This window comes from Oceanobacillus massiliensis str. N'diop (assembly GCF_000285495.1).
Taxonomy (GTDB): Bacteria; Bacillota; Bacilli; order Bacillales; family Amphibacillaceae; genus Oceanobacillus; species Oceanobacillus massiliensis.
Map to the genome: position 1 here is coordinate 135,584 of NZ_HE610980.1, position 20,786 is coordinate 156,369.

The window sequence follows — 20,786 nt, forward strand, 5'->3', positions numbered from 1 at the left end:
ACCTTATGGAAATATCCAACGTATTAAGATTATGAAACAGGAAGGGATGTTGTTGAATGAATAATCATGAAATTGATTTCAAACTGTATGGGGATGACATGCAATTTGTAGAGGTAGAACTCGATCCCCAGGAAACCGTTATTGCCGAAGCGGGAAGCCTGATGATGATGGACGATCAAATTCGTATGCAAACAATCTTCGGGGACGGCACAGACAATCAAAGCGGATTGATGGGGAAATTAATCGGCGCCGGAAAACGAGTCATAACAGGGGAAAGTCTGTTTATGACTACCTTCACGAATGAGGGATCAGGCAAAAAACATGTTTCTTTTGCCTCTCCCTATCCAGGCAAAATAATTCCGATGGATTTAAGCGAAATTAACGGGAAGCTGATTTGTCAGAAAGATGCTTTCCTTGCTGCTGCAAAAGGAGTAGCTGTCGGAATCGAATTCCAGAAAAAAATCGGAACCGGATTTTTTGGCGGCGAAGGGTTCATCATGCAAAAGCTGGAAGGAGATGGAATGGCCTTTATTCATGCAGGTGGGACCATGCAAAAAAAAGTTTTGGAACCAGGTGAAGTGCTAAAAGTGGATACGGGTTGTTTGGTCGCAATGACAGCTTCTGTCGATTACAATATCGAATATATTGGAGGAGTCAAAACGGCTCTATTTGGCGGAGAAGGGCTTTTCTTCGCAACCTTGCGCGGACCAGGTACAGTATGGATCCAATCTCTCCCATTCAGCAGACTGGCAAGCCGGATATTTGCTGCTGCGCCGGAGCGAGGTGGTTCCAAAGGTGAAGGAAGTGTAGCTGGAGGATTATTCGATTTACTGGGCGGAGACCGGAAATAATAATTTACATGCAATAATGCTTACGATCTGTACATACTAATCCTTGTAACACTTTTAAACGAGGTGAAAAACATGGGCAGAGATGAGCATCATCATAAGAAGAACAATTTTCTGGCACAAACGCCAAAAAACCAAAAGAGCGATGGAATTGATATCGAGTTTTCAGAGGAATTTGCGGATGCTGAAGACAAAGAGGCACAGGCCAGAAGCAGGGCCGCAGATAAGCGGGCACATGAAAAATAACACTATTATTAAAGCGATTCATTCATACGGATGAATCGTTTTTATTGTTTGTTAACTCATTTTATCGGAACGCACCTTTGATGCTACAGGCATATTTTTATTGGTATATTCATTTAGATTGTTGTACATTGAAGATAACCTAAAGCGAGGTGAATCCTAGATGACCAAGAAAAATGTTGATGATTTTCTAACGGAGGGATTATACGGTACACGGCTGCCAAAGGAGAACGAACGTATCCAATTTCTTGGCACACTAAGAGAGAGGATTGTTCTTGCACTTACTGTTGGGCAAGTCATGTCCGATTCCGGCATCAAAAAGCTGGAACAAGCAATTAAAGAAAATCCTGAAGCGAAGCTGCTTATTAACGGACATGTGCCCTATCGTTTTCTTAAAGAGGAAAAATCGTTAGCAGCAAAATATAACATCCCGTATACAGCCATCACCAACAACGAAAAAGATACTGACATTGGTGCTGTCCTCACCTATGACTATGCGATTGATAAAGAAAATATATATATCGATGAAGAACAATTAAACGAGGAAAACGAAACGATAGAGAAAAAAACATTTATAGATAAGGTTAAAAAATGGTTCGGGTCATAACTTTCTTCCTTAAAAAATACAGAAATGGAACATTATTCTAATCAATGGGAGTGTGTATCGTTTGAAAACCTATCAACTGAATGTGGCTGGCATAACACGGGAACTGCCGCTTATCTCCATTGCCGACAACCTTAAAATAGCGAGCTTTGTTGTCTTAGGGGATACAGAATTAGTGACCGCAGCCTCTCCATTAATTGCTGCCAAATTACCTGCAGTAGATATTATTGTAACAGCAGAAGCAAAAGGCATCCCCCTTGCTCATGAAGTTTCCAGGCAATTGGATATGAAAAATTATATTGTAGCAAGAAAGAGCATCAAGCCGTATATGATGGATCCACTCGTTCATGAAGTGCAATCCATTACTACCCAACAGAAACAGACACTTTGCTTAGATAGGAAAGATATAAACTTTATTAAGGATAAGCGGGTTGCATTGATTGATGATGTAATCAGTACAGGAGAGTCCTTAAACGCATTGGAAGAGTTAGTGGAAAAAGCTGGCGGTCAGGTTGTTGCCAAAGCAGCCATCCTTGCTGAAGGCAATGCTGCCAGCCGGGAAGACATTATTTTTTTAGAGAAACTTCCCCTTTTTACATATTAATCATTTCACCCTGTATGGCTCCTGCGCCTGCAGGGTTTTTTTGGCTATAAAAACGTTAATAATCGGCTATATTAATGGAATACTAAGCTTGGAGGTGTTTCTATGAGTCAACCCTATTGTTGTCCCAATTGCAAGACAAACTGTTCCAGATTCAATATCATTGAGCAAGTTGCAAAACCAGTAAAGATGGATTCCCGGACAGGCGAGGTAATCAACGAATACACTAGCGAGAACGTTGAAGTCTTCCATCAAACTTATAAAGGCCCGTCATATAAGATTCAATGTGCTTCCTGTGGTCTTGTAGAAGATGAGAATACCTTTATCAAATTCGCCGAATACAATGGTTAAAAGACTCCACCAAGCAACACAAGACCGGAACTTTTTACCAGGCATTCGTCTTAATCGAATTCCTTGTGTCCCTCTGTTACACTGTAGATAATACAAATGATGGAGGGATCTTCATGAGACTGAATGATAAAAAGGTTATGGCACTTGTAGAAAATGACTTCGAAGATCTGGAGCTATGGTATCCAATCTTACGTCTTCAGGAAGAAGGCGCACAAGTTGATTTAGTTGGCCATGAGGCAAACAAGACTTATATCGGTAAATACGGGGTGCCTGCCGAATCGGCATATGCATTTTCTGAAATTAACTCAAAAGATTATGATGCCATTCTTGTCCCTGGCGGATGGGCACCCGATAAATTAAGAAGATACCCGGAAGTATTGCAATTTGTCCGTGAAATGGATGAAGCTAAGAAACCGATCGGACAAATCTGCCATGCAGGCTGGGTGCTAATATCTGCAGATATCCTGCAAGGGAAAAAGGTGACAAGCACACCTGGAATAAAAGACGATATGGCAAATGCCGGTGCAGAATGGCTGAATGAGGCTGTTGTAACGGATGGCCATATCATCTCCAGCCGTCGCCCACCTGACCTCCCTCCTTATATGAAGGCTTTCACTGACAGGCTAGCCAATCAGGAAAGCAAATAAGGGAGGTTAAGAGGATGAAAATTGTATCGATAGAACCAACGCCAAGTCCCCATTCTATGAAAATCAACGTAAATGAGGTTTTGCCTTCCGGTGAGAATTATAATTACAATGAGAAAGATAATCTCGAGAGTGCACCAGAGTATGTAAAACGGCTGTTTGCAATCGAAGGAGTTAAAAACCTTTACAGGGTCGTCGATTTTATTGCCTTGGCACGCAACCCAAAGATTCCCTGGGAAGAACTCTTGCCTAAGGTACGGGCCGTTTTGGGAACGGAAGAGGAAACGGAAGACCACACGGCTGAACTTAACCAGAAACCGGAAGAACATTTTGGCGAGGTAAACGTACTGATCCAGATGTTTAAAGGAATACCAATGCAGGTCAAATTGGAAGATGGGACCGAAGAAAAGCGTTTCGGCCTCCCGGAAATGTTTACACAAGCAGTAGTGGAAGCTTCCCCCTCCTCTCCTAATGTCATTATGGACAGGAAATGGGTTGAGCAGCACCCCCGCTATGGTTCCATGGAAGAAATCGGTTCTGAAGTGGTGGAGGAACTGACAGCAAGCTATGATTCAGATCGGCTGAGTAAATTAGTAAAGCAAGCCTTTACAGAAAATCAGACAGAGTCTGCTCCAGCTGAAAAGAAAAGCATGTCTCTTTCAACACTGGATCAACCTGATTGGAAGACACGCTACGCAGCGCTCGATCAATTAGATCCATCTTTCGAAGACCTGCCATTACTGGATAAGGCTTTAGATGATGATAAGGCATCCATCAGAAGACTGGCAACAGCTTACCTAGGGATGATTGAAGAACCTGAAGTGCTCCCTCTTCTCTATAAGGCATTAGGTGACAAGGCCGTCAATGTCAGAAGAACTGCAGGAGATTGCATTTCCGATCTTGGCTTTAAAGAGGCGATGCCTGAAATGATTAAATCGCTCACTGATTCCAGCCGGATTGTACGTTGGCGTGCTGCCATGTTTTTATACGAACTTGGAGATGAATCTGCCATTCCTGCATTGGAAGCGGCAGCCGATGATCCTGAATTTGAGGTTCGCATGCAAATTAAACTGGCTCTTGAACGCATTAAAGGCGGCGAAGAAGCCAAAGGCTCCGTTTGGCATCAGATGACCCAGGCAACGAACTAAGCCGGAATGGAATCCGTCCAGCTTTTTATAATACTTTCTTGCTTCAGAACATAAGCTGATTGGAGTAGTCGCTCCCATCAGCTTTCTTGTTTTAATCCTTATTTAAGAAGAAAGTGTCGGCATTTCAGCAGCAAACGAACCCTGTTCTTTTAACGTATTTGCAAAATCCTTTCTTTACACAAAGAAACCGTTTTCATATAATAGTAGCAATAGTTCAAATATGTTTAGGAGGATACTGTCATGCAGGTCAAAGAAGGTACGTTATTATGGCAACCTGATGAGATACAAAAAAAGCAAACCAACATATTCGCTTTTATGGATTGGCTAAGGGATACAAAAGGCCTTCACTTTGAAGACTATCATTCATTATGGCAGTGGTCTGTCGATCACATAGAAGCCTTCTGGGAATCACAGTGGGAATACTTTGGAATCAAATCAGCTAAACCCTATCAAACTATCTTAAGCTCCCATGAAATGCCAGGAGCACAATGGTTTTCAGAGGCAACGGTCAATTACACGGAGCATATATTCAAAAATAGAGATAAGCGGAAATTAGCCATTATTCATGCGTCTGAGATCCGGGGCAAAGCCGAGGTAACATGGGGTCAATTGTATAGAGACACATCCGCCATGCAGCAGACGCTCCTGAAAATGGGGGTAGAAAAAGGAGACAGGGTGGTTGCCTATCTACCAAATATCTACGAAACAACCATTGCTTTTCTGGCAACGGCAAGTCTTGGGGCAATCTGGTCCAGTGCATCTCCGGACTTCGGCACACAAAGTGTGATTGATCGATTCAAGCAGATTCAGCCAAAGGTCATGATTACGATCGATGGCTATCGTTACGGCGGCAGAAACTTTGACCGATTGGAGGTTGTCTCTGATATTCAATCGGCACTGCCTACACTGAAAGCCACGATTGCAATCCCTTATTTAAACCAGCACGCAGATTTTAGCAGGCTGAAAAACGCAATATCCTGGTCAGATGCCTTAACAATGGATGATACGAAACCGTTAACCTATGTACACGTACCTTTTAATGATCCAATTTGGGTACTTTACTCATCAGGCACAACCGGCAAACCGAAACCAATCGTCCAAAGCCAAGGCGGGATTTTACTGGAGCATTTAAAGGCACTGACTTTCCATATGGATCTAGGAGAGAATACCCGATTCTTCTGGTATACAACGACCGGATGGATGATGTGGAATTTCCTCATAGGCGGTTTATTGACAGGAAGCACGATTATTTTATATGACGGAAACCCTGCTTATCCAGACAAAAATTTCCTTTGGCAATTTGCAGAACAGACGAAGATGACTTCCTTTGGAACAAGCGCAAGCTACTTGACTGCATGCATGAAGGATCAAATAGAGCCTGGGAGAGAGTTCAACCTGGAACATTTAACCAACATTAGCTCTACCGGATCGCCACTTCCTCCAGAGGCATTCCAATGGTGCTGTAACCATGTAAAAACAGATATCTGGATTGCATCTGCAAGTGGCGGAACGGATGTCTGTACGGCCTTTATCCTTGGATCGCCAATATTGCCAGTCTATGCAGGTGAATTACAATGCATGGGACTTGGGGCAAAGATAGAGAGCTTTAATAATCAAGGTCTGCCGGAAATAGGAGAGATTGGGGAGCTTGTCCTGACAGAACCCTTCCCAACAATGCCCATCTTTTTTTGGAATGATAAAGATGGCACCCGCCTGCAGGAAAGCTATTTCGATACTTTTCCTGGTATTTGGTGCCACGGGGATTACTTAAAAATAACGGAACGGAATACAGCTGTTATCTATGGACGTTCAGATGCAACAATAAATCGTGGCGGAATCCGCATCGGCACAAGCGAAATCTATCGCGCAGTCGATCGGGTGAATGAAGTGGAAGACAGCTTGATTGTTGATATCCCTGATGAAGGCGGCCAATCCCGCACACCTTTATTTGTTGTCATGAAAGAGGGCGTGACGTTAACAGAAGAAATTGCCGGGTCCATCAAGAAACAAATCCGTACCCAGTGTTCTCCCCGTCACGTACCGACTGCCATTCACGAGGTTAAGGAACTGCCAAAAACACTGAATGGGAAAAAGCTGGAAGTACCGATTAAAAAGATACTGATGGGAATGGACGCAGAAAAAGTCGTAAACATAGGATCTCTCAGCAATAAAAGAGCCTTGGATTACTTTGTAGCATTCTCAAAGGCTAATCAGAATGGATAATTTTCCATATAGTAAAACAAAAACTACCTCTCTTCTCAAGAAAGAAGGAGCTAGTTTTTGTTTCACTTACTATATAGCATAATATCCCCAGAGCCGGATTGGGCATGAATGGTCCCCTCTCCTGCACCAATTGTACCTATCGTTTTATTTTTGACCTGCTGTGTTATCTCGATTGGCAAATTGGCTGCAATTTTCCCTGACCTTGTATTCATCATTACTGCTGCGCTTCCCCATTGTTGATCTACTGCGATTTTCATATCGCCGCTTCCGGTCTTTAGATCGACTGATCCATTCATTGCTTTGGAAATTTTCATGGAGCCAGATCCAGAAATTGCACTAAAATCTCCTGTATACTCATCCAGATCAATATCTCCCGATGAGGTCTTGGCCTCGATCGACAGAGCCTTGATATAATTAAGATCGATATCTCCTGATGAGGCATGAAAGGATAGAGTACCTGCGTTAACATGTTTCATTTCAATATCTCCTGAACCGGTTAAGATCTTCATTGTTTCACCCTTCAAATCCCTTCCTGTTACATCCCCCGACCGCACTCTAATCGCGATACATGCAAACTGAAGACCAGCTGTATCGATATCACCCGACCCAGTGCGTATATCCCAGTTCCTGACAGCCGCTTCAGGAGCCGTCACAACTAATTTTGTACCTGATGAATAGGAGAATATAGAGCGTTCGGATGTTTCCAGTTGCTTTGCCTTCAGCTGAAGGACACCATTTCCAGATTCCGTTTTTAATATAGGGCCACCCTGATAGGTGTATAAAACGACACTTACCATTGGCTTATCATGAATTTGGATTTCAATATCTGTACTGGAGGAAAAGATATCAATGTTTTCCACTTCTTCAATAGGAAAGCTTTCTGTTTGAAGAAGTTTCTGCCTTTTCCGACCAAGCTGGAGATTAAGAATTTTCAATGTAACATGCCCCATTTCTTTGAATTCTTTATATCTTAATTTTACGCGATTGACAAAATTGAGAGAACTGCCTGCAGAATGAATTCCTATCGGCCTTAAGTCGGATAAGGGATAAATAAAAAGGAATCACCTCGAATGAAATGATTCCTTCACATAACTATACCTCTTCAGCAAGGCTATTCTTTTGATTCATTAGACTAAAGAATATATAGGCAATGAATGCCAAGACAATTGCTGTCACAACGGAATGGAATCCGAACGGCTGCGGATAGAATGATTCAAACACGATATAGCTTACCACGCCTGTAATCATGGAAGCAATTGCTCCATACTTGTTTCCCCGTTTCCAATAGAGACCCATAACGATTGGCCAGATAAATGCTGCCTCAAGTCCTCCCATGGAAAATAAGTTCAGCCAGATAATCAAGTCTGGTGGATTTAGGCTCATGACAATGACAATAACACCCAGCACTCCTGTAATTCCCATACTCAACCCCTTTACCTTTGCATCTGCAGCATGGGGCTCTATATAATTCAAATAAATATCCTTTACAATTGTTGAACTCACCAGCAATAGCAGAGAATTCACCGTTGTCATGATAGCGGCCATTGGTGCAGCCAGTATGATCCCCGCAAGCCAGCTTGGCAGCACATGCTGGGCAAGAAGCGGCATCACAGTATCTCCAACTTCTACACCTGGCAGGACCGGACGGCCCAAGACTCCGATTAAATGCATATTCAGCATAATAAAACCGACCACAACCGTACTTACAATGATTCCTCGATGCATCGATTTGGAGTTTTTATAGGACATGGCCCGTACAGCGATTTGCGGCAGTGCAACTGCTCCAACACCAACCAATACCCAAGATGATGATACATACGATATGGACAAATCTCCGGCTGCCCCAAAGGGGGTAATCAGATTGGGATTCTCCGCTGCAAGATCCGTCATAATCGCCGGAATCCCACCGCCGGCAATAATCACTGCAATCAATAATATTAGCGTACCTAATACCATTACGATACCTTGAAGTGTGTCCGTTAAGGCAACAGCCCTGAATCCGCCAATTACGACATATACAAGAACCGAAATAGAAAAAATAAATAAAGAAGCTATATAGGATATCCCTGTCAGTGATTGAACCAAACGGCCTCCACCGATCCATTGTGCCGACATTGCTGAAAAGAGAAAGATTAATATACTGATAGCTGATAAGAGTACAACCCATTTTGATTGATAACGCTCTTTCAAGAAATCGACAATCGTAACCGCTTTATATTTTCGCGTCACGATAGCGAATTTCTTTCCTAATATCATTAATACAAAATAGCCTGTGGCCAATTGGGTCATCGATAACAATACCCAGCCAAGACCTTGATTATACGCAGTACCAGGCCCGCTCAGGAAACTGCTGGCACTCCCATAGGTAGTTACCATTGTCATCGCAAGTACAAACCCGCCAAGACTCCTTCCCCCAAGGAAATATTCCTGTAAAAATGAATCTGTGTTCTTAACGAATTTTCCCGCCCAGATTCCAACTGCAAAAATAATGATTAAAAATAATACTAATGGTAATATCGCCTGCCAATTCATATCTTTTTATATCTCCTCATCTTCTAATGGTAGATCTGTAAAGAATAACTTTAATACAATCCATATCAGGATAACCATTACGATAAATCCAAGGATACAACTATAAAAGAACCATGCCGGAAACCCTAGTATATAGTTATATTCAGAGGGATCCTTACTACCTAATCCATAGGCAAATCCAAACCACCAGATAAAATTAAAAAGAACTAACCCAACCCCTATCAGCGCTTCTTTACCGGCTATTTTAAATCGTTTATCCTCATGATTAATATGGGGCTTATCCATCCTAAATACCTCCTAATTTCACAACTGCATGGATTAAAAGATTACTAGTTCCAATATAATGGAAAGCGGTTATAAATGTAAACAAGTATATAAAAAAGAGGGTTCGACCTTTATATCGGCCGAACCCTCTTTCAATAGAACCTACTTCAGATTAACTTTCAATACCTTACTCTGCACATCCGCCATTTCAAATGTTACTGCATCCTCTCCATTTGTCACGGTTAATGTTACTTCTTTGTCTTTCAAGATATCTACCTGCTTTTTATTAAGCAATAATGCTCTTGGTTTTTTCTTATTGTAAATGTTAATCGAAACATGCGACCCTGCTTCTACTGCCTCCAAGTCTGCTGTATAAACAGTTGCAGTTCCATTATTTTTCTTTGGCTCTATTTCGACTAGTTTCGGTTCTTCTTCCTCATCCTCCCCAGGAACTTCCTCCGTCTCCGAAATCCTTCCCTCTGGGCCATAGACAATTGGATTCGATTCTGTACTGTTCAGGCTTTGGACAAAATCAACTGTTGCATCAATATCTGCCGGTCCCATAACCGGATTTTGACCCAGGTCATTTATTGATCCTTCAGAAGTACCCATATAGTTATTGACTGTCAGCGTATATGTCGCATCCTCATCAATCGGGGTACCATCCGGGAATGTAATATCTACCACTTCATTCAATTCTCGGTTCCATGTATAATGCAATCCACTAATACTATAATCCGGTCCATAAGACGGGTCCAACTGTTCATTAATGATTGGGTAAAGATCTGCTCCTTTAATTTCCACCATCATTAATGTATTGCCAAACGGCTGGATATTATAGAGGTCTCCCCAAGTAACTTCACCGGCCAGCAGATCATCACGGATTCCACCGCCATTCATCATAGCAAAATCACTTTCCATTGCCCAGTTCATTCCATCTGCGATCAAGTTTCCTAGTCCGTGATCTCCGTCATTGGTATAATCACCGACTAAATCCTGTGCATTATATCCGACGACTTCATTGATGATGGGTGCAATTTGCTCAGCGTAAAATTGCAGTGTTTCTGCAACCGTCTCTTCCGGTGTATAGTCCTCTTGTTTGACGAATACAACTTCGGCTTCCTTATTTACGATGTCTCCTGTTGTACGGTCAATTTCCAGGTCAACATCAGCAAATGCCTTTCCATATTCAGATGCCTGCACGATTAATTTATTGTCGACTACAGCGTTATTTACGGCATGATTATGGGCTGCAAAGATAACATCTACTGCATCATCAACCGTATTGGCAAGTTCTGCCGCCTCCCCAGTCGCCTCTTCTCCAGACTGATATGCCGGCATATGAGCCAGGACGATAATCGCCTCCACTCCCTGCTCTTTCAATTCCGCAGCGGCTTCATTTACTGCCTGTGCCTCATCGGTAAAAGCAATATTTTCCAACGAAGCTGGCATGACCATATTTACCGTTTCCTGTGTGTTTACGCCAATAAAGCCGATTTTCTCACCATCTACCTCTTCAATGGTATATGGATCAAGGAATCTTTCACCAGTATCTTCATAGACACAGTTGGCACAAAGCACCGGGAAGTTCATTCCATCGTAGTTTGCTGTTCCAAGCCCCTCCGGATGTTCACCGCCTTCAATCATGCGTAATAATTCAGGCAATCCTTCATCAAATTCATGATTTCCGACTGTACCGACATCAAAACCTAATTCCTCCATGATTTCCACTGTCGGTTCATCCTGCAATAGGCCGGAAACCGGAGAGCTTCCGCCAATCATGTCTCCTGCGTGCACAAGCAATGTATTTTCATTATCCTGCTCCCGCTCTTTAATCGCTGAAGCTGTATAGTCCATGCGGCCATACATATCAGAAGTGCCATCCCCATCCGGATCGAGCATATATTCCTGATCGATCTTACCATGCAAATCATTCATACTTAAAAGCTGTAATTCTAGTATATTATTATCCGGAACATCTTCACCGGATGGGACATATCCGAATGACTCCGCTTCTTCAGCACTCGAGAAGAAGATTCGTTTCTCAACGGGAACGTCCATCCAATCATTTGGCTCTACATATTCCATTGTGTCAGAGTTACCAACATAGCGCAGAAAACCCTTTTGATCATCATTTGCACGGAAGGCAAATGGTAATTCCAATAATGGATTCTCAGGATTCCAAATTACCAGTCCGGCATCCTTTGCATCTTTAACAGCCTCCTGATAAAGCGGATACGACTCTTCATCGATTGGGGCTATAAAATACGATGAAGCATAACCCTGTGCAACCATTTCCAAGTTTACATTCAACTCATCCTCAGCGCGGATAACCTCGGCCAAAATTCTGCCGTAATCATCTGTTGGCTCATCACCAATCTTCAACAGAATTTCATCACCAGGTTGAAGCAGTTCGTTCATATAGGACTTTGCCAATTCACCATAATGCTGCTGATTCTCGTTTATTTCCTGTCTCTCTGGATCATCGTTCTTCGCTGCATACGTTTCTGCAGTGTCCATATTCAAGAAACGTACTCTTGTTTCACCAAATACAGGGGTTTCAATACGGATAGTATCTCCATCTGTGATACTATCAACCGTAGTTTCATAATAACCAGCTGCAGATGGCGGCTCCGGCTGTTCCTCCGCAATCTCCAAATCCGACTGCTCAGTAGGAATCAGCTGATAATCATTATATTGACTTATAATTGCTGTAACATCGTACCATGTACCCGATGCCAATTGAGCGATATCCAGTGCACTCTCCATGATACGCAGTGTTGTACCATTAAAATCTGCATCTGTTAACGATACATTGTAACCACCGCCAGCAGGAGCAGATGGAATGTTGTTAATGAAGCCATTAACTTGAACCAATTCACCTTCTAAAGACTCAGCAATTGCGGGGTCTTGCAGATCTTTAAGCGTTATTTGCTGTGCTTCCGGCAATTCTAAACCAGTCTCCAATACTTCTATTGAAGTTGGTATAATTTCTTTCAACCCGTTATAGGTGTCCAGCGTTCCAACAACTTTTACGCTATCCCCTTTATGAAGGTCCGGCAATTCACCTTGCTCAAAGGAAAAGAGATTAATGCCACCAGTTTCATCTTGTATGTAAGTAGTAAACTGGGCGCCAGTACTGATTGCGGCATTATCTGTTGTTACAGTTCCCTCTACCTCAACTGCTGTTCCATCATTTAACTGACGGGCTTCTTCAATCGAATACTCTCCAGCTTCAGGATCGGGTTCGCCTGGTTCCTCTGGTGGTTCTGTTGGTTCAACGCCATCCATTGTATGTGAACCCAAGTATGCAAATGTATCTCTTCCATATTCATCATATTGTGTTTCGTCATAAACTTCCGAAGGCGCGGTAACAGCCGATTTTCTTACCATTGTTACGTCCTTTGCAAAGTCAGCATCCACGCCAACATTACCGAATTCATCGATTAATACTCCATCCTTTTTCAATGCCAGTACATCATCACCATTAAAATTAATCACAGCGTTATTTTCGAAATCTGCCTTATCGAGAATTTCCTGTGCGGAACTACCATGAGCAAGGACAAGCACATCTCCTTGTTCAACTGTTCCAGAAAGTTCCAATGTCTGACTAGCGGTGGAAGCACCATTACTGTATAGCTCTACAGTATACCCCTCAAGATCCACCTCACTTCCCGTACCATTGTAAATCTCCAATGCCTTGTTATAAGAACTTCCTTCTACATATTCAGAAATGAATAAATCCTCTGCTGTTGCTTCTTGATTGCTATTGGCAGCAGCCGAGACAGCTAATGCCGGTGTAAAATTCATTAAAATCAGGACTGCAATCAGAAACATGCTAACGGTCTTTTTACTAGCCATCATTTTCATTGGTACCCTCCATTTATCATGATATTTATACTAGTTACGAGTTTTGTTGACAGTATTCGCACTAGTCTCTTTTTAAATATTGCATAAAAACGACTCGGTTTCCACGAGATATTTGTAAATATATTGTAAATTCAGACCATTTATACTATATTTTTAGATAAATGGTTAATTAGTCCTGATCGAAATCTTTCATTTAAAATTTTATAGGATTACAAAAAGAGGGGGGTCTGAAAATTATTCTTGAAAAATAGAAGAAGAATCGATATAATGTAAATTGCAGCTTCGGGGCATTAGCTCAGCTGGGAGAGCGCTTCGCTGGCAGCGAAGAGGTCAGCGGTTCGAGCCCGCTATGCTCCATAACGAAAACCCTTGATAATCAAGGGCTTTTTCTTTTTATTCGGATTGATTGAAGGGCAAGTCACCAGTCACCCTAATAAGAACGGGCTAAATAATAGCCATCCATATTGAAGTTATTTCTATCACGCAGTAATATTTTTAATGACTGCCATTTCCTTCCCGAACCTATCACCATTATCAATAAAACCCAAACTAGCGTAAAGATTATGTGCTCCTAAATTTTCAGGATGATAACCTACAACAACTTTTTTCGCATCCGATAGTTTCTCCATCTCTTCAATCATTAATTTAGTTGCAGCTTTGCCTATACCGTTGCCTTGATATTTCTTATCTACCATTATTCTATATACCCAATAACCACCAAGTTCTTCTTGAACAGAATTGTACATCAAAAAGCCAACTACTTTCTCTTCAGCATAGATAGCATATGGCTTTAATGTTGGCTCAAACTTTGACTGAGCTATAGATATTGCATTAGGCTCAATATATTCTCTTTGTTCTTCTGACACTTCTAATTCACAACATTCATACCAGTTTTCCGCATTTAATTCTACAATTTCCACTTTTTCTTTACCCATAATTTTCCCCTTTCAAAATTCGGGGAAATGCTAAACTAATTTTAATTAGCCATTATCCCCTTGTATCCGTTATTTATAAAAATGATATTTTTTGTCATAATGAACGCCCCCTTTAGCAACTATTGCTTAAAAGTTTTAGACTTCTTAAGTATACTATTTTTTCTGTAAATAAACAGTCCAAATTTCCTCCGCTCCAACATAAAAAGCCTGCATCCAATAAAGTAGATGCAGCTTTCTTTGGTTTGAAATAAAGTTAGCTAACTAGTCATTAAAATTCAATTTGAATGGTCTCCCCTTCTGCAAGTGGTTCTTCTTCCATATTAAAAACGTCACTCGTGGTAATGTTTATATTAGAAAGATTCTCTGGATCTGTTTTATCGATAATAAATGCCAGTTCCCCGGATTTCTCTTCCTGCTGCTTGAGCTGACCATGAAGGCTCTGTAAATAGAAATCATCCTCAAAGTCTTTCATTTCCCCCTCATTCGTCTCCAGAATCGATACAGGGGCAAAATCCACTGTCTGGCTAGCATTATTTTTAACAGTAACTTTTAATTTCACATAATTAAAATTGGTCTCATTGTGGGTAAATCCATGAAAGTAATCGATTAGATGGTTTGCTGGAATATAATTCATTACCTTCACTTCATCGATCGTCAATTCTATTGGGCCAAGCGTATGCGCACTCTTATGATCCGATAGTGCCTTTAGGATTACTTCTCCATCCTCGTCACCGAATGATTGGTCGATTTCCTTTAATGTATCGGTAGCTGGGGCTTGAGGATTATTCGTATATTTATCTCCATTCTGCAGGGAAGCAGCTTGTACCTGATTATTTCCCCCCCGCGATTCCCCCTTTGATTCATTGTTCACATTACAACCGGCAAGTAACGCCGCAGCCATAATGGCTAACATAATCTTTCGCAATGATATCCCTCCAGTCTAAGTGGCTAAAAAAGATAAGAATCCTGCTGCTCTTTTCGCAGCAGGGCTTCTTAATTATCTTCCTTTTCTATGATTCTTTAGAACATCTATAACCATTTCCCCAACTTCATGATTATCATGAAGCCCTGCAAATTTATCAGCTTGTGGTCCATAAGCATAGACATTCACATCGACTCCATCATGCCCGCCGGTTGTCCAGCCTGTTCCAGAACGAACATCAAAGATACGTTCAATCGCATTATCAATTGCCGTTACGTCAGTTGTTTCTGCCGCATCTTTGACCGATTGAATCTCTTCGCTGGTTAATTCAAGATCAATATATTGGTTTAGAACCTCTTCGGTATCAGCACCACTCGCAATTTCCGCTGCCATGAAATCTGGTGTGCGTTCTGCTGCCAATAGTGGAGCGGGATCCCATTTGTACTCTCCATTGATTCCCATTGCAAAACCGCCCGTAGAATGGTCTGCCGTAGTAATAACCAAGGTTTCTCCATCCTCTTCAGCAAATTCCACCGCACGTTTAAAGGCACCCTCAAAATCTTTCATTTCGCTCATCGCAGCTACGATATCATTATCGTGACCTGCCCAGTCCACTTGGCTGCCCTCCACCATCAGGAAGAAACCATCTTTATCTTCACTTAGGCGATCCAATGCTGTATTTGTCATATCCGCTAGTGAAGGCTGTTCTTCCGGGCGGTCCAATGTGTAATTTAATCCTACTGGAGCAAACAAACCAAGAACTTGTTCATTCTTGTCATTTAACAACTCTTCTTTACTGGTGACATAACTGAAACCGGCATCCTTGAATTCTTGCGTAAGATTGCGGTCAGTACGTTCAAAATAAGAGGTTCCCCCTCCTAAAATGACGTCAATCTTTGGCTTTCCATTTATTTTCTCATCGAGATAGTCATCGGCTATATCATTATAATTATTTCTGGATTCATCATGCGCTCCAAATGATGCCGGTGTTGCATGGTTAACTTGTGATGTAGATACTAGGCCAGTTGCTTTTCCATCTGTTTTCGCTGATTCCAATACCGTCTCAACTTCCTTTTTATCTTTATCCACACCGATGGCACCGTTGTATGTTTTAATACCAGCTGACATCGCAGTAGCAGCAGCTGCTGAATCTGTGATGCTTTCTTCTTCATCCCACGGATAGGTTTCCTGCATCCCCACTAAATACTGGTCAAATGCTGACTTTTCCATGTATGGTGTTGTTTTATCATCCTGGTAAGAACGATATGCTGTATTATATGTAGGGCCCATTCCATCACCAATCATGAAGATGACATTCTTGATTTTCCCTTGGCTTTTATTCCCTTTCTTTGCCTCTACCTCCGCATCCTGAGAAAATCCGCCCAGCATACTTCCGAAAGCAATGGTCGCTACTGCAGCAATCGGGATTAGCTTTTTACCTATTTTCTTGTTTGACAATTTAACTTCCTCCTCTATTTCTGGTTACTCTTGACACTAGCAATTCTACTAGTAAACTATTAATTTGCTGTAAACTGGATGTTAGTTATTAATGAAAAAAAGAGGTACTAAGTAAACAGGAATAAAGGATTAGTCCACGTATGAAATCAGGCAGTATACTTTTCCGTCCTGCAGTATATTTTATATAAAAAAGCAAACACGTTCTTCTACTGCTTAAAAATGCAGAATAATTTCCTTGATCAAACGTTTGATCAAATTAACAAATCCTCAAAGAGCATCAGAAGCAGAAAATATTCTATGACAAACCGAATCATCTCTGTTATGATTGATTTAACAATTCAATAAATTTGAAAGAACTACTAGGGGTGCTCAATATTGTGTGGGCTGAGAGGAAAGCACGTAACTTTCCGACTCTTATGGACCTGATCTGGTTAATACCAGCGGAGGGAAGTAGTCGGACGAATTTGCCGTCCTTTCTATTTTCAGCTTAGTAAGCCAGGTCCTTTACGGATCTGGCTTTTTTGGTATTGATTGGTTAAGAAAGGAGGAGAGAATATGAGAACACGAACGCTAACTACGATGGCAGTATTTATTGCAATCGGAACAATCGGCGCACAGCTCCTATGGTTCCCGACAGGAATAGCAAGAGCCTACCCTGTGCAGCATGCTGTCAATGTGATGGCCGGTATTATGCTCGGACCCGGTCCAGCAGTAGTCATTGCATTTATGATCGGGCTGCTCCGCAATCTATTTGGTCCTGGTACGTTGCTGGCATTCCCTGGAGGCATGATTGGAGCTTTCTTTGCTGGTTATCTCTATAAGAAAGTCGGCCGAAAATCCTGGGCCATTGTCGGAGAGGCATTCGGATCCGGTATTCTTGGATCGCTTTTTGCAGTACCATTCGCTTATATATTCATGGGTACGACTGTCGGAGTATTTGCCTTCTTGCCAGGGTTTATCATCAGCAGCATCTCCGGCGCATGTATTGGCTGGTTCGTTGTATCAAAGGTTAAAACAAATTCGATTGCACGCGTTTAAATAAGAGGAGGATAAGATATGACTTTTACCAAAGAGTTGCGAAATGAAAACGACGACATTTTCCAACGGATCTTTCACCATCCGTTTGTACAGGGAATTGGTAAGGGTGAACTCCCTGCCGAGGCAGTTGCCCACTATATTAAGGCAGATTATGAATACTTGAATGCTTTCATGCGTATTTATGGCATGGCCATTTCCAAGACAGCAGCACGGGAGGAAATTGCCTATTTTCATAGCCAGATTCACTTCGTTCTGCATGATGAAATTCATCCGCATCATAATTTCTGTGATTATATCGGTAAGAGCTATGAAGAACTGCAAGGAAAGGAATTGCCTCCTACCGCCGATCATTATGTCAAGCATATGATGTATCACGCACAAGTAGGAACACTCGGTGAGACGCTGGGAGCCCTGCTTCCCTGTCCATGGACATATTTGGAAATCGGCCAATATCTGATTGAAACATTCAGGCCAGCCAAGGATCACCCTTTCTATCAATGGATTACGTTTTATGCCGATGTAGGTGAAACGACGGAGAACTTGCGGAATTGGCTTGATAAACAGGCTGCGGATGCATCCGGGGCAGAGATTCTGCGCATAAAAGATGCTTTTCGCAAAAGCTGCCAGCTGGAGTTAGCATTTTGGGAAATGGCTCTGACATGTGAGGACTGGCCAAGCGGAAAGGCGGTGTCCAGCCGATGAACCATATACCATGCTCACTCACAATTGCTGGCACTGACCCAAGCGGTGGAGCAGGAATCCAGGCGGACTTGAAAACATTTCAGGAGCTCAAGAGCTATGGCATGTCCGTGATCACCTCTGTCGTTGCACAAAATACGACCGGTGTTCAGGCTGTACATCATGTTCCATTACCAATCATTGAACAGCAGCTTGATTCTGTTACTACGGATATGCCAATCCATGCATTTAAAACTGGTATGATCTCCAATATCGACATGATGCATTTGATTGCTGATAAAATCCAGCATATAAACGCTCCATATGTAATGGACCCTGTCATGGTAGCAACTAGCGGGGATGCTTTAGTGGAAACTGAAGCGCGGGATTTCTTGCGTCAGCATCTTTTACCACTGTCCAGTATCGTGACGCCGAATATTCCGGAAGCAGAATATCTGATTGGGGAAAAGATACAAACAACCGATGATATGAAACAGGCTGCTGAACTGATTGTGTCTAAATTCGGTGCCGGAGCTGCGTTAGTAAAAGGTGGTCATATGGCAGGAGAGGCAGTTGACTTTCTTTATGATGGATCGACCATGAATAGATTCTCGGCAACCAGAATTGAAACAACGAACACCCATGGAACAGGTTGTACGTACTCAGCCGCCATTACCGCCTATTTGAGTATGGGGGTCCCTTTATACGATGCCGTTAAAGAAGCGAAGCAATTCGTAACAACAGCGATCCAGCATGCATTTCCGCTAGGGTCCGGAAACGGTCCAACAAACCACTGGGCAGCAAGAAAGGAAAAGATTGTATATGGAACAAATTATTGAAAAGATAAGAAAACAAAATCCATTAATCCATCACTTAACGAATCAGGTCGTCATGAATTTCACCGCTAATGGGCTATTATCTTTTGGAGCTGCACCTATCATGGCAAAGGCTCCAGAAGAAGCTCGTGATATTGCGTCCATTGCTGATGGAGTTCTAATCAATATAGGTACTCTGACATCACAGGAACTGAATTCTATGATCATTGCCGGAAAAACGGCCAATGAAAGAAATATTCCCGTAGTGCTGGATCCTGTAGGTGTCGCAGCAACCCCCTTTCGCACTGCTGCAGTAAAGCGGATATTGGATGAGGTGCATCCTACTGTCATCAAAGGGAACGCAGGTGAATTAGCTCACATCGCTGGAATCCCCTGGAAAACAAAAGGTGTTGAGTCTATCGGGAGTGGCAACACGGAAGAAATTGCCCAAAAAGTATCTGAGGTCTACGATACTACCGCTGTTATTACGGATGAGATCGATATTATTTGTACAGAAAAGGAACTAATTCGAAATCACACTGGCCACCCAATCTTAAAAAAGGTTACAGGTGCCGGCTGCTTGCTTGGATCTATCATCACAGCATGTCTTACAACGGACGACAATCCAGCAGAGCAGGCGTTAGCAGCCGTTAAATTTTATGGTTTAGCTGCTGAATATGCCGTTGCCTGTAAAGGAGTAAATGGATCTGGCACCTTTATCCCTCCTTTTATCGACAGCCTTTCATTTGATTATGAATCTCTTAACGGAGGTGCAGGTCATGGAACGATCCGTTGAACAGATCTTACGCAAATATTTGATCATGGGGAGCCAGAATTGTGTTGGGAATCCCTTAGCCATTTTGGAAGCAGCAGCAAAGGCAGGAATTACAGCATTTCAGTTTCGTGAAAAAGGAGCCGGTTCACTAACAGGCAATGCCAAACTACACTTAGGAAAACAGCTTCGGAATATTTGCCGAGTATATGACATTCCCTTCATTGTTAATGATGATATCGAACTCGTTGATCCGTTGGAAGCGGATGGAATACACGTTGGACAGGAGGATCAGTCCGTTGCGGAGCTTTCCAGACGCTATCCCGAAAAGATTATCGGACTCTCCGTATCGAATTGGAATGAGGTAACGAATAGCCCTATTTCATTGGTCGACTATATTGGGGCCGGGCCGATTTTTGCAACTGATACAAAAACCGATGCAAAATCGGCAGTAGGGCTCGATTGGATCAAGGCATTGCGAGAACACTTTCCGGAACTGCCAATTGTAGGCATTGGCGGCATTAACCCCGGCAATTCTGCTTCTGTTATACAGGCTGGGGCAGACGGCGTATCCTTTATCTCTGCCGTTACAAAAGCGTCCGATATAGATGGGGCTGTCCATGCTTTATAAGATTAAGCTTTTTACGATGCTGAAAAATTGCATGGAAGAAAAGGTTGCTATCTTACTGTAAGGGATTCCCAATTTGAGACACGTCTTCAATAATGAATGCTTACAGTAGGCAAATAAATCCGTCTGATTCCAGACGGATTTATTTGATAAAAACAAGGCTGTTTTACGTTTTTTATAATGTGTCCTCGCCACCTTTTTCTTTGTCTGCT

Annotated in this window: 20 protein-coding genes, 1 tRNA gene and 1 riboswitch; of the genes, 14 read left to right on the top strand and 7 right to left on the bottom strand. The window is 42.3% G+C overall.

Annotated elements, in window-relative coordinates:
* Positions 1-56: 56 nt before the first annotated feature.
* From OMHG_RS15855 to OMHG_RS15885, 8 genes are all read left to right on the top strand, one after another.
* Complete coding sequence (locus tag OMHG_RS15855) at positions 57-851, top strand: TIGR00266 family protein (RefSeq protein WP_010651876.1); 795 nt, start codon at positions 57-59, stop codon at positions 849-851.
* A gap of 72 nt (positions 852-923) precedes the next feature.
* On the top strand, positions 924-1,094 hold the full coding sequence (locus tag OMHG_RS18075; RefSeq protein WP_010651877.1) for a YfhD family protein: 171 nt from the start codon (positions 924-926) through the stop codon (positions 1,092-1,094).
* Between the two features lie 160 nt (positions 1,095-1,254).
* Positions 1,255-1,698, top strand: a complete 444-nt coding sequence (locus OMHG_RS15860; RefSeq protein ID WP_010651878.1) for a YueI family protein — start codon at positions 1,255-1,257, stop codon at positions 1,696-1,698.
* A 61-nt stretch (positions 1,699-1,759) separates the two neighbouring features.
* The gene (locus OMHG_RS15865; protein WP_010651879.1) at positions 1,760-2,299 is read left to right on the top strand and encodes a phosphoribosyltransferase family protein; all 540 of its coding nucleotides are present in this window, start codon (positions 1,760-1,762) and stop codon (positions 2,297-2,299) included.
* A gap of 102 nt (positions 2,300-2,401) precedes the next feature.
* Positions 2,402-2,647, top strand: a complete 246-nt coding sequence (locus OMHG_RS15870) for a hypothetical protein (RefSeq protein ID WP_010651880.1) — start codon at positions 2,402-2,404, stop codon at positions 2,645-2,647.
* A gap of 113 nt (positions 2,648-2,760) precedes the next feature.
* Positions 2,761-3,294, top strand: a complete 534-nt coding sequence (locus tag OMHG_RS15875; protein WP_010651881.1) for a type 1 glutamine amidotransferase domain-containing protein — start codon at positions 2,761-2,763, stop codon at positions 3,292-3,294.
* A 14-nt stretch (positions 3,295-3,308) separates the two neighbouring features.
* Positions 3,309-4,439, top strand: a complete 1,131-nt coding sequence (locus OMHG_RS15880) for a conserved virulence factor C family protein (protein ID WP_010651882.1) — start codon at positions 3,309-3,311, stop codon at positions 4,437-4,439.
* 240 nt (positions 4,440-4,679) lie between these two features.
* The gene (locus OMHG_RS15885) at positions 4,680-6,662 is read left to right on the top strand and encodes an acetoacetate--CoA ligase (protein ID WP_010651883.1); all 1,983 of its coding nucleotides are present in this window, start codon (positions 4,680-4,682) and stop codon (positions 6,660-6,662) included.
* A gap of 62 nt (positions 6,663-6,724) precedes the next feature.
* On the opposite strand, the gene OMHG_RS15890 is transcribed toward OMHG_RS15885, so the two are convergent.
* The 4 genes from OMHG_RS15890 to OMHG_RS15905 all read right to left on the bottom strand — a co-directional run bounded on the left by OMHG_RS15890 (position 6,725) and on the right by OMHG_RS15905 (position 13,328).
* Positions 6,725-7,597: a DUF4097 family beta strand repeat-containing protein gene (locus tag OMHG_RS15890; protein ID WP_010651884.1), complete on the bottom strand. Its 873-nt coding sequence runs from the start codon at positions 7,595-7,597 to the stop codon at positions 6,725-6,727.
* Positions 7,598-7,754: 157 nt separating this feature from the next.
* Positions 7,755-9,194, bottom strand: coding sequence for a sodium/pantothenate symporter (gene panF, locus OMHG_RS15895; protein ID WP_010651885.1), 1,440 nt, complete (start codon positions 9,192-9,194; stop codon positions 7,755-7,757).
* Between the two features lie 6 nt (positions 9,195-9,200).
* Complete coding sequence (locus OMHG_RS15900; RefSeq protein ID WP_010651886.1) at positions 9,201-9,479, bottom strand: YhdT family protein; 279 nt, start codon at positions 9,477-9,479, stop codon at positions 9,201-9,203.
* A gap of 141 nt (positions 9,480-9,620) precedes the next feature.
* The gene (locus OMHG_RS15905; RefSeq protein WP_010651887.1) at positions 9,621-13,328 is read right to left on the bottom strand and encodes a 5'-nucleotidase C-terminal domain-containing protein; all 3,708 of its coding nucleotides are present in this window, start codon (positions 13,326-13,328) and stop codon (positions 9,621-9,623) included.
* Between the two features lie 284 nt (positions 13,329-13,612).
* Between OMHG_RS15905 and OMHG_RS15910 the strand changes: the two genes are divergently transcribed.
* Positions 13,613-13,685, top strand: a tRNA-Ala gene (locus OMHG_RS15910).
* A 122-nt stretch (positions 13,686-13,807) separates the two neighbouring features.
* Here OMHG_RS15910 and OMHG_RS15915 read toward each other — a convergent pair.
* The 3 genes from OMHG_RS15915 to OMHG_RS15925 form a co-directional block, all read right to left on the bottom strand.
* A complete protein-coding gene (locus OMHG_RS15915; RefSeq protein WP_010651888.1) occupies positions 13,808-14,263 on the bottom strand; it encodes a GNAT family N-acetyltransferase in 456 nt (151 codons plus the stop codon).
* A gap of 268 nt (positions 14,264-14,531) precedes the next feature.
* Positions 14,532-15,188 (bottom strand): DUF4352 domain-containing protein, encoded by a 657-nt coding sequence (locus OMHG_RS15920; protein WP_010651889.1) that lies wholly within the window; start codon positions 15,186-15,188, stop codon positions 14,532-14,534.
* A gap of 72 nt (positions 15,189-15,260) precedes the next feature.
* A complete protein-coding gene (locus tag OMHG_RS15925) occupies positions 15,261-16,643 on the bottom strand; it encodes an alkaline phosphatase (RefSeq protein WP_010651890.1) in 1,383 nt (460 codons plus the stop codon).
* A gap of 351 nt (positions 16,644-16,994) precedes the next feature.
* Positions 16,995-17,109: riboswitch (TPP riboswitch) on the top strand.
* 89 nt (positions 17,110-17,198) lie between these two features.
* Between OMHG_RS15925 and thiW the strand changes: the two genes are divergently transcribed.
* The 5 genes from thiW to thiE are packed head-to-tail and all read left to right on the top strand — an operon-like array spanning position 17,199 to position 20,577.
* Positions 17,199-17,681: an energy coupling factor transporter S component ThiW gene (gene thiW / locus OMHG_RS15930; RefSeq protein WP_010651891.1), complete on the top strand. Its 483-nt coding sequence runs from the start codon at positions 17,199-17,201 to the stop codon at positions 17,679-17,681.
* 18 nt (positions 17,682-17,699) lie between these two features.
* A complete protein-coding gene (gene tenA / locus OMHG_RS15935; RefSeq protein ID WP_010651892.1) occupies positions 17,700-18,383 on the top strand; it encodes a thiaminase II in 684 nt (227 codons plus the stop codon).
* On the top strand, positions 18,380-19,198 hold the full coding sequence (gene thiD / locus OMHG_RS15940; protein ID WP_010651893.1) for a bifunctional hydroxymethylpyrimidine kinase/phosphomethylpyrimidine kinase: 819 nt from the start codon (positions 18,380-18,382) through the stop codon (positions 19,196-19,198). Before tenA ends, thiD begins: the two co-directional genes overlap by 4 nt.
* Positions 19,182-19,970, top strand: coding sequence for a hydroxyethylthiazole kinase (gene thiM, locus OMHG_RS15945; protein ID WP_010651894.1), 789 nt, complete (start codon positions 19,182-19,184; stop codon positions 19,968-19,970). Before thiD ends, thiM begins: the two co-directional genes overlap by 17 nt.
* Complete coding sequence (gene thiE, locus OMHG_RS15950; RefSeq protein ID WP_010651895.1) at positions 19,954-20,577, top strand: thiamine phosphate synthase; 624 nt, start codon at positions 19,954-19,956, stop codon at positions 20,575-20,577. Before thiM ends, thiE begins: the two co-directional genes overlap by 17 nt.
* The last annotated feature ends 209 nt before the right edge of the window (positions 20,578-20,786 follow it).

Bases quoted from the DNA above. Each gene is read 5' to 3' on its own strand.
- OMHG_RS15880 (WP_010651882.1), top strand. From the start codon at position 3,309: ATGAAAATTGTATCGATAGAACCAACGCCAAGTCCCCATTCTATGAAA.
- OMHG_RS15900 (WP_010651886.1), bottom strand. From the start codon at position 9,479: ATGGATAAGCCCCATATTAATCATGAGGATAAACGATTTAAAATAGCC.
- OMHG_RS15870 (WP_010651880.1), top strand. From the start codon at position 2,402: ATGAGTCAACCCTATTGTTGTCCCAATTGCAAGACAAACTGTTCCAGA.
- thiD (WP_010651893.1), top strand. From the start codon at position 18,380: ATGAACCATATACCATGCTCACTCACAATTGCTGGCACTGACCCAAGC.
- OMHG_RS15855 (WP_010651876.1), top strand. From the start codon at position 57: ATGAATAATCATGAAATTGATTTCAAACTGTATGGGGATGACATGCAA.
- OMHG_RS15860 (WP_010651878.1), top strand. From the start codon at position 1,255: ATGACCAAGAAAAATGTTGATGATTTTCTAACGGAGGGATTATACGGT.
- thiE (WP_010651895.1), top strand. From the start codon at position 19,954: ATGGAACGATCCGTTGAACAGATCTTACGCAAATATTTGATCATGGGG.
- panF (WP_010651885.1), bottom strand. From the start codon at position 9,194: ATGAATTGGCAGGCGATATTACCATTAGTATTATTTTTAATCATTATT.
- OMHG_RS15885 (WP_010651883.1), top strand. From the start codon at position 4,680: ATGCAGGTCAAAGAAGGTACGTTATTATGGCAACCTGATGAGATACAA.
- OMHG_RS15875 (WP_010651881.1), top strand. From the start codon at position 2,761: ATGAGACTGAATGATAAAAAGGTTATGGCACTTGTAGAAAATGACTTC.
- OMHG_RS18075 (WP_010651877.1), top strand. From the start codon at position 924: ATGGGCAGAGATGAGCATCATCATAAGAAGAACAATTTTCTGGCACAA.
- OMHG_RS15915 (WP_010651888.1), bottom strand. From the start codon at position 14,263: ATGGGTAAAGAAAAAGTGGAAATTGTAGAATTAAATGCGGAAAACTGG.
- tenA (WP_010651892.1), top strand. From the start codon at position 17,700: ATGACTTTTACCAAAGAGTTGCGAAATGAAAACGACGACATTTTCCAA.
- thiW (WP_010651891.1), top strand. From the start codon at position 17,199: ATGAGAACACGAACGCTAACTACGATGGCAGTATTTATTGCAATCGGA.
- thiM (WP_010651894.1), top strand. From the start codon at position 19,182: ATGGAACAAATTATTGAAAAGATAAGAAAACAAAATCCATTAATCCAT.
- OMHG_RS15905 (WP_010651887.1), bottom strand. From the start codon at position 13,328: ATGAAAATGATGGCTAGTAAAAAGACCGTTAGCATGTTTCTGATTGCA.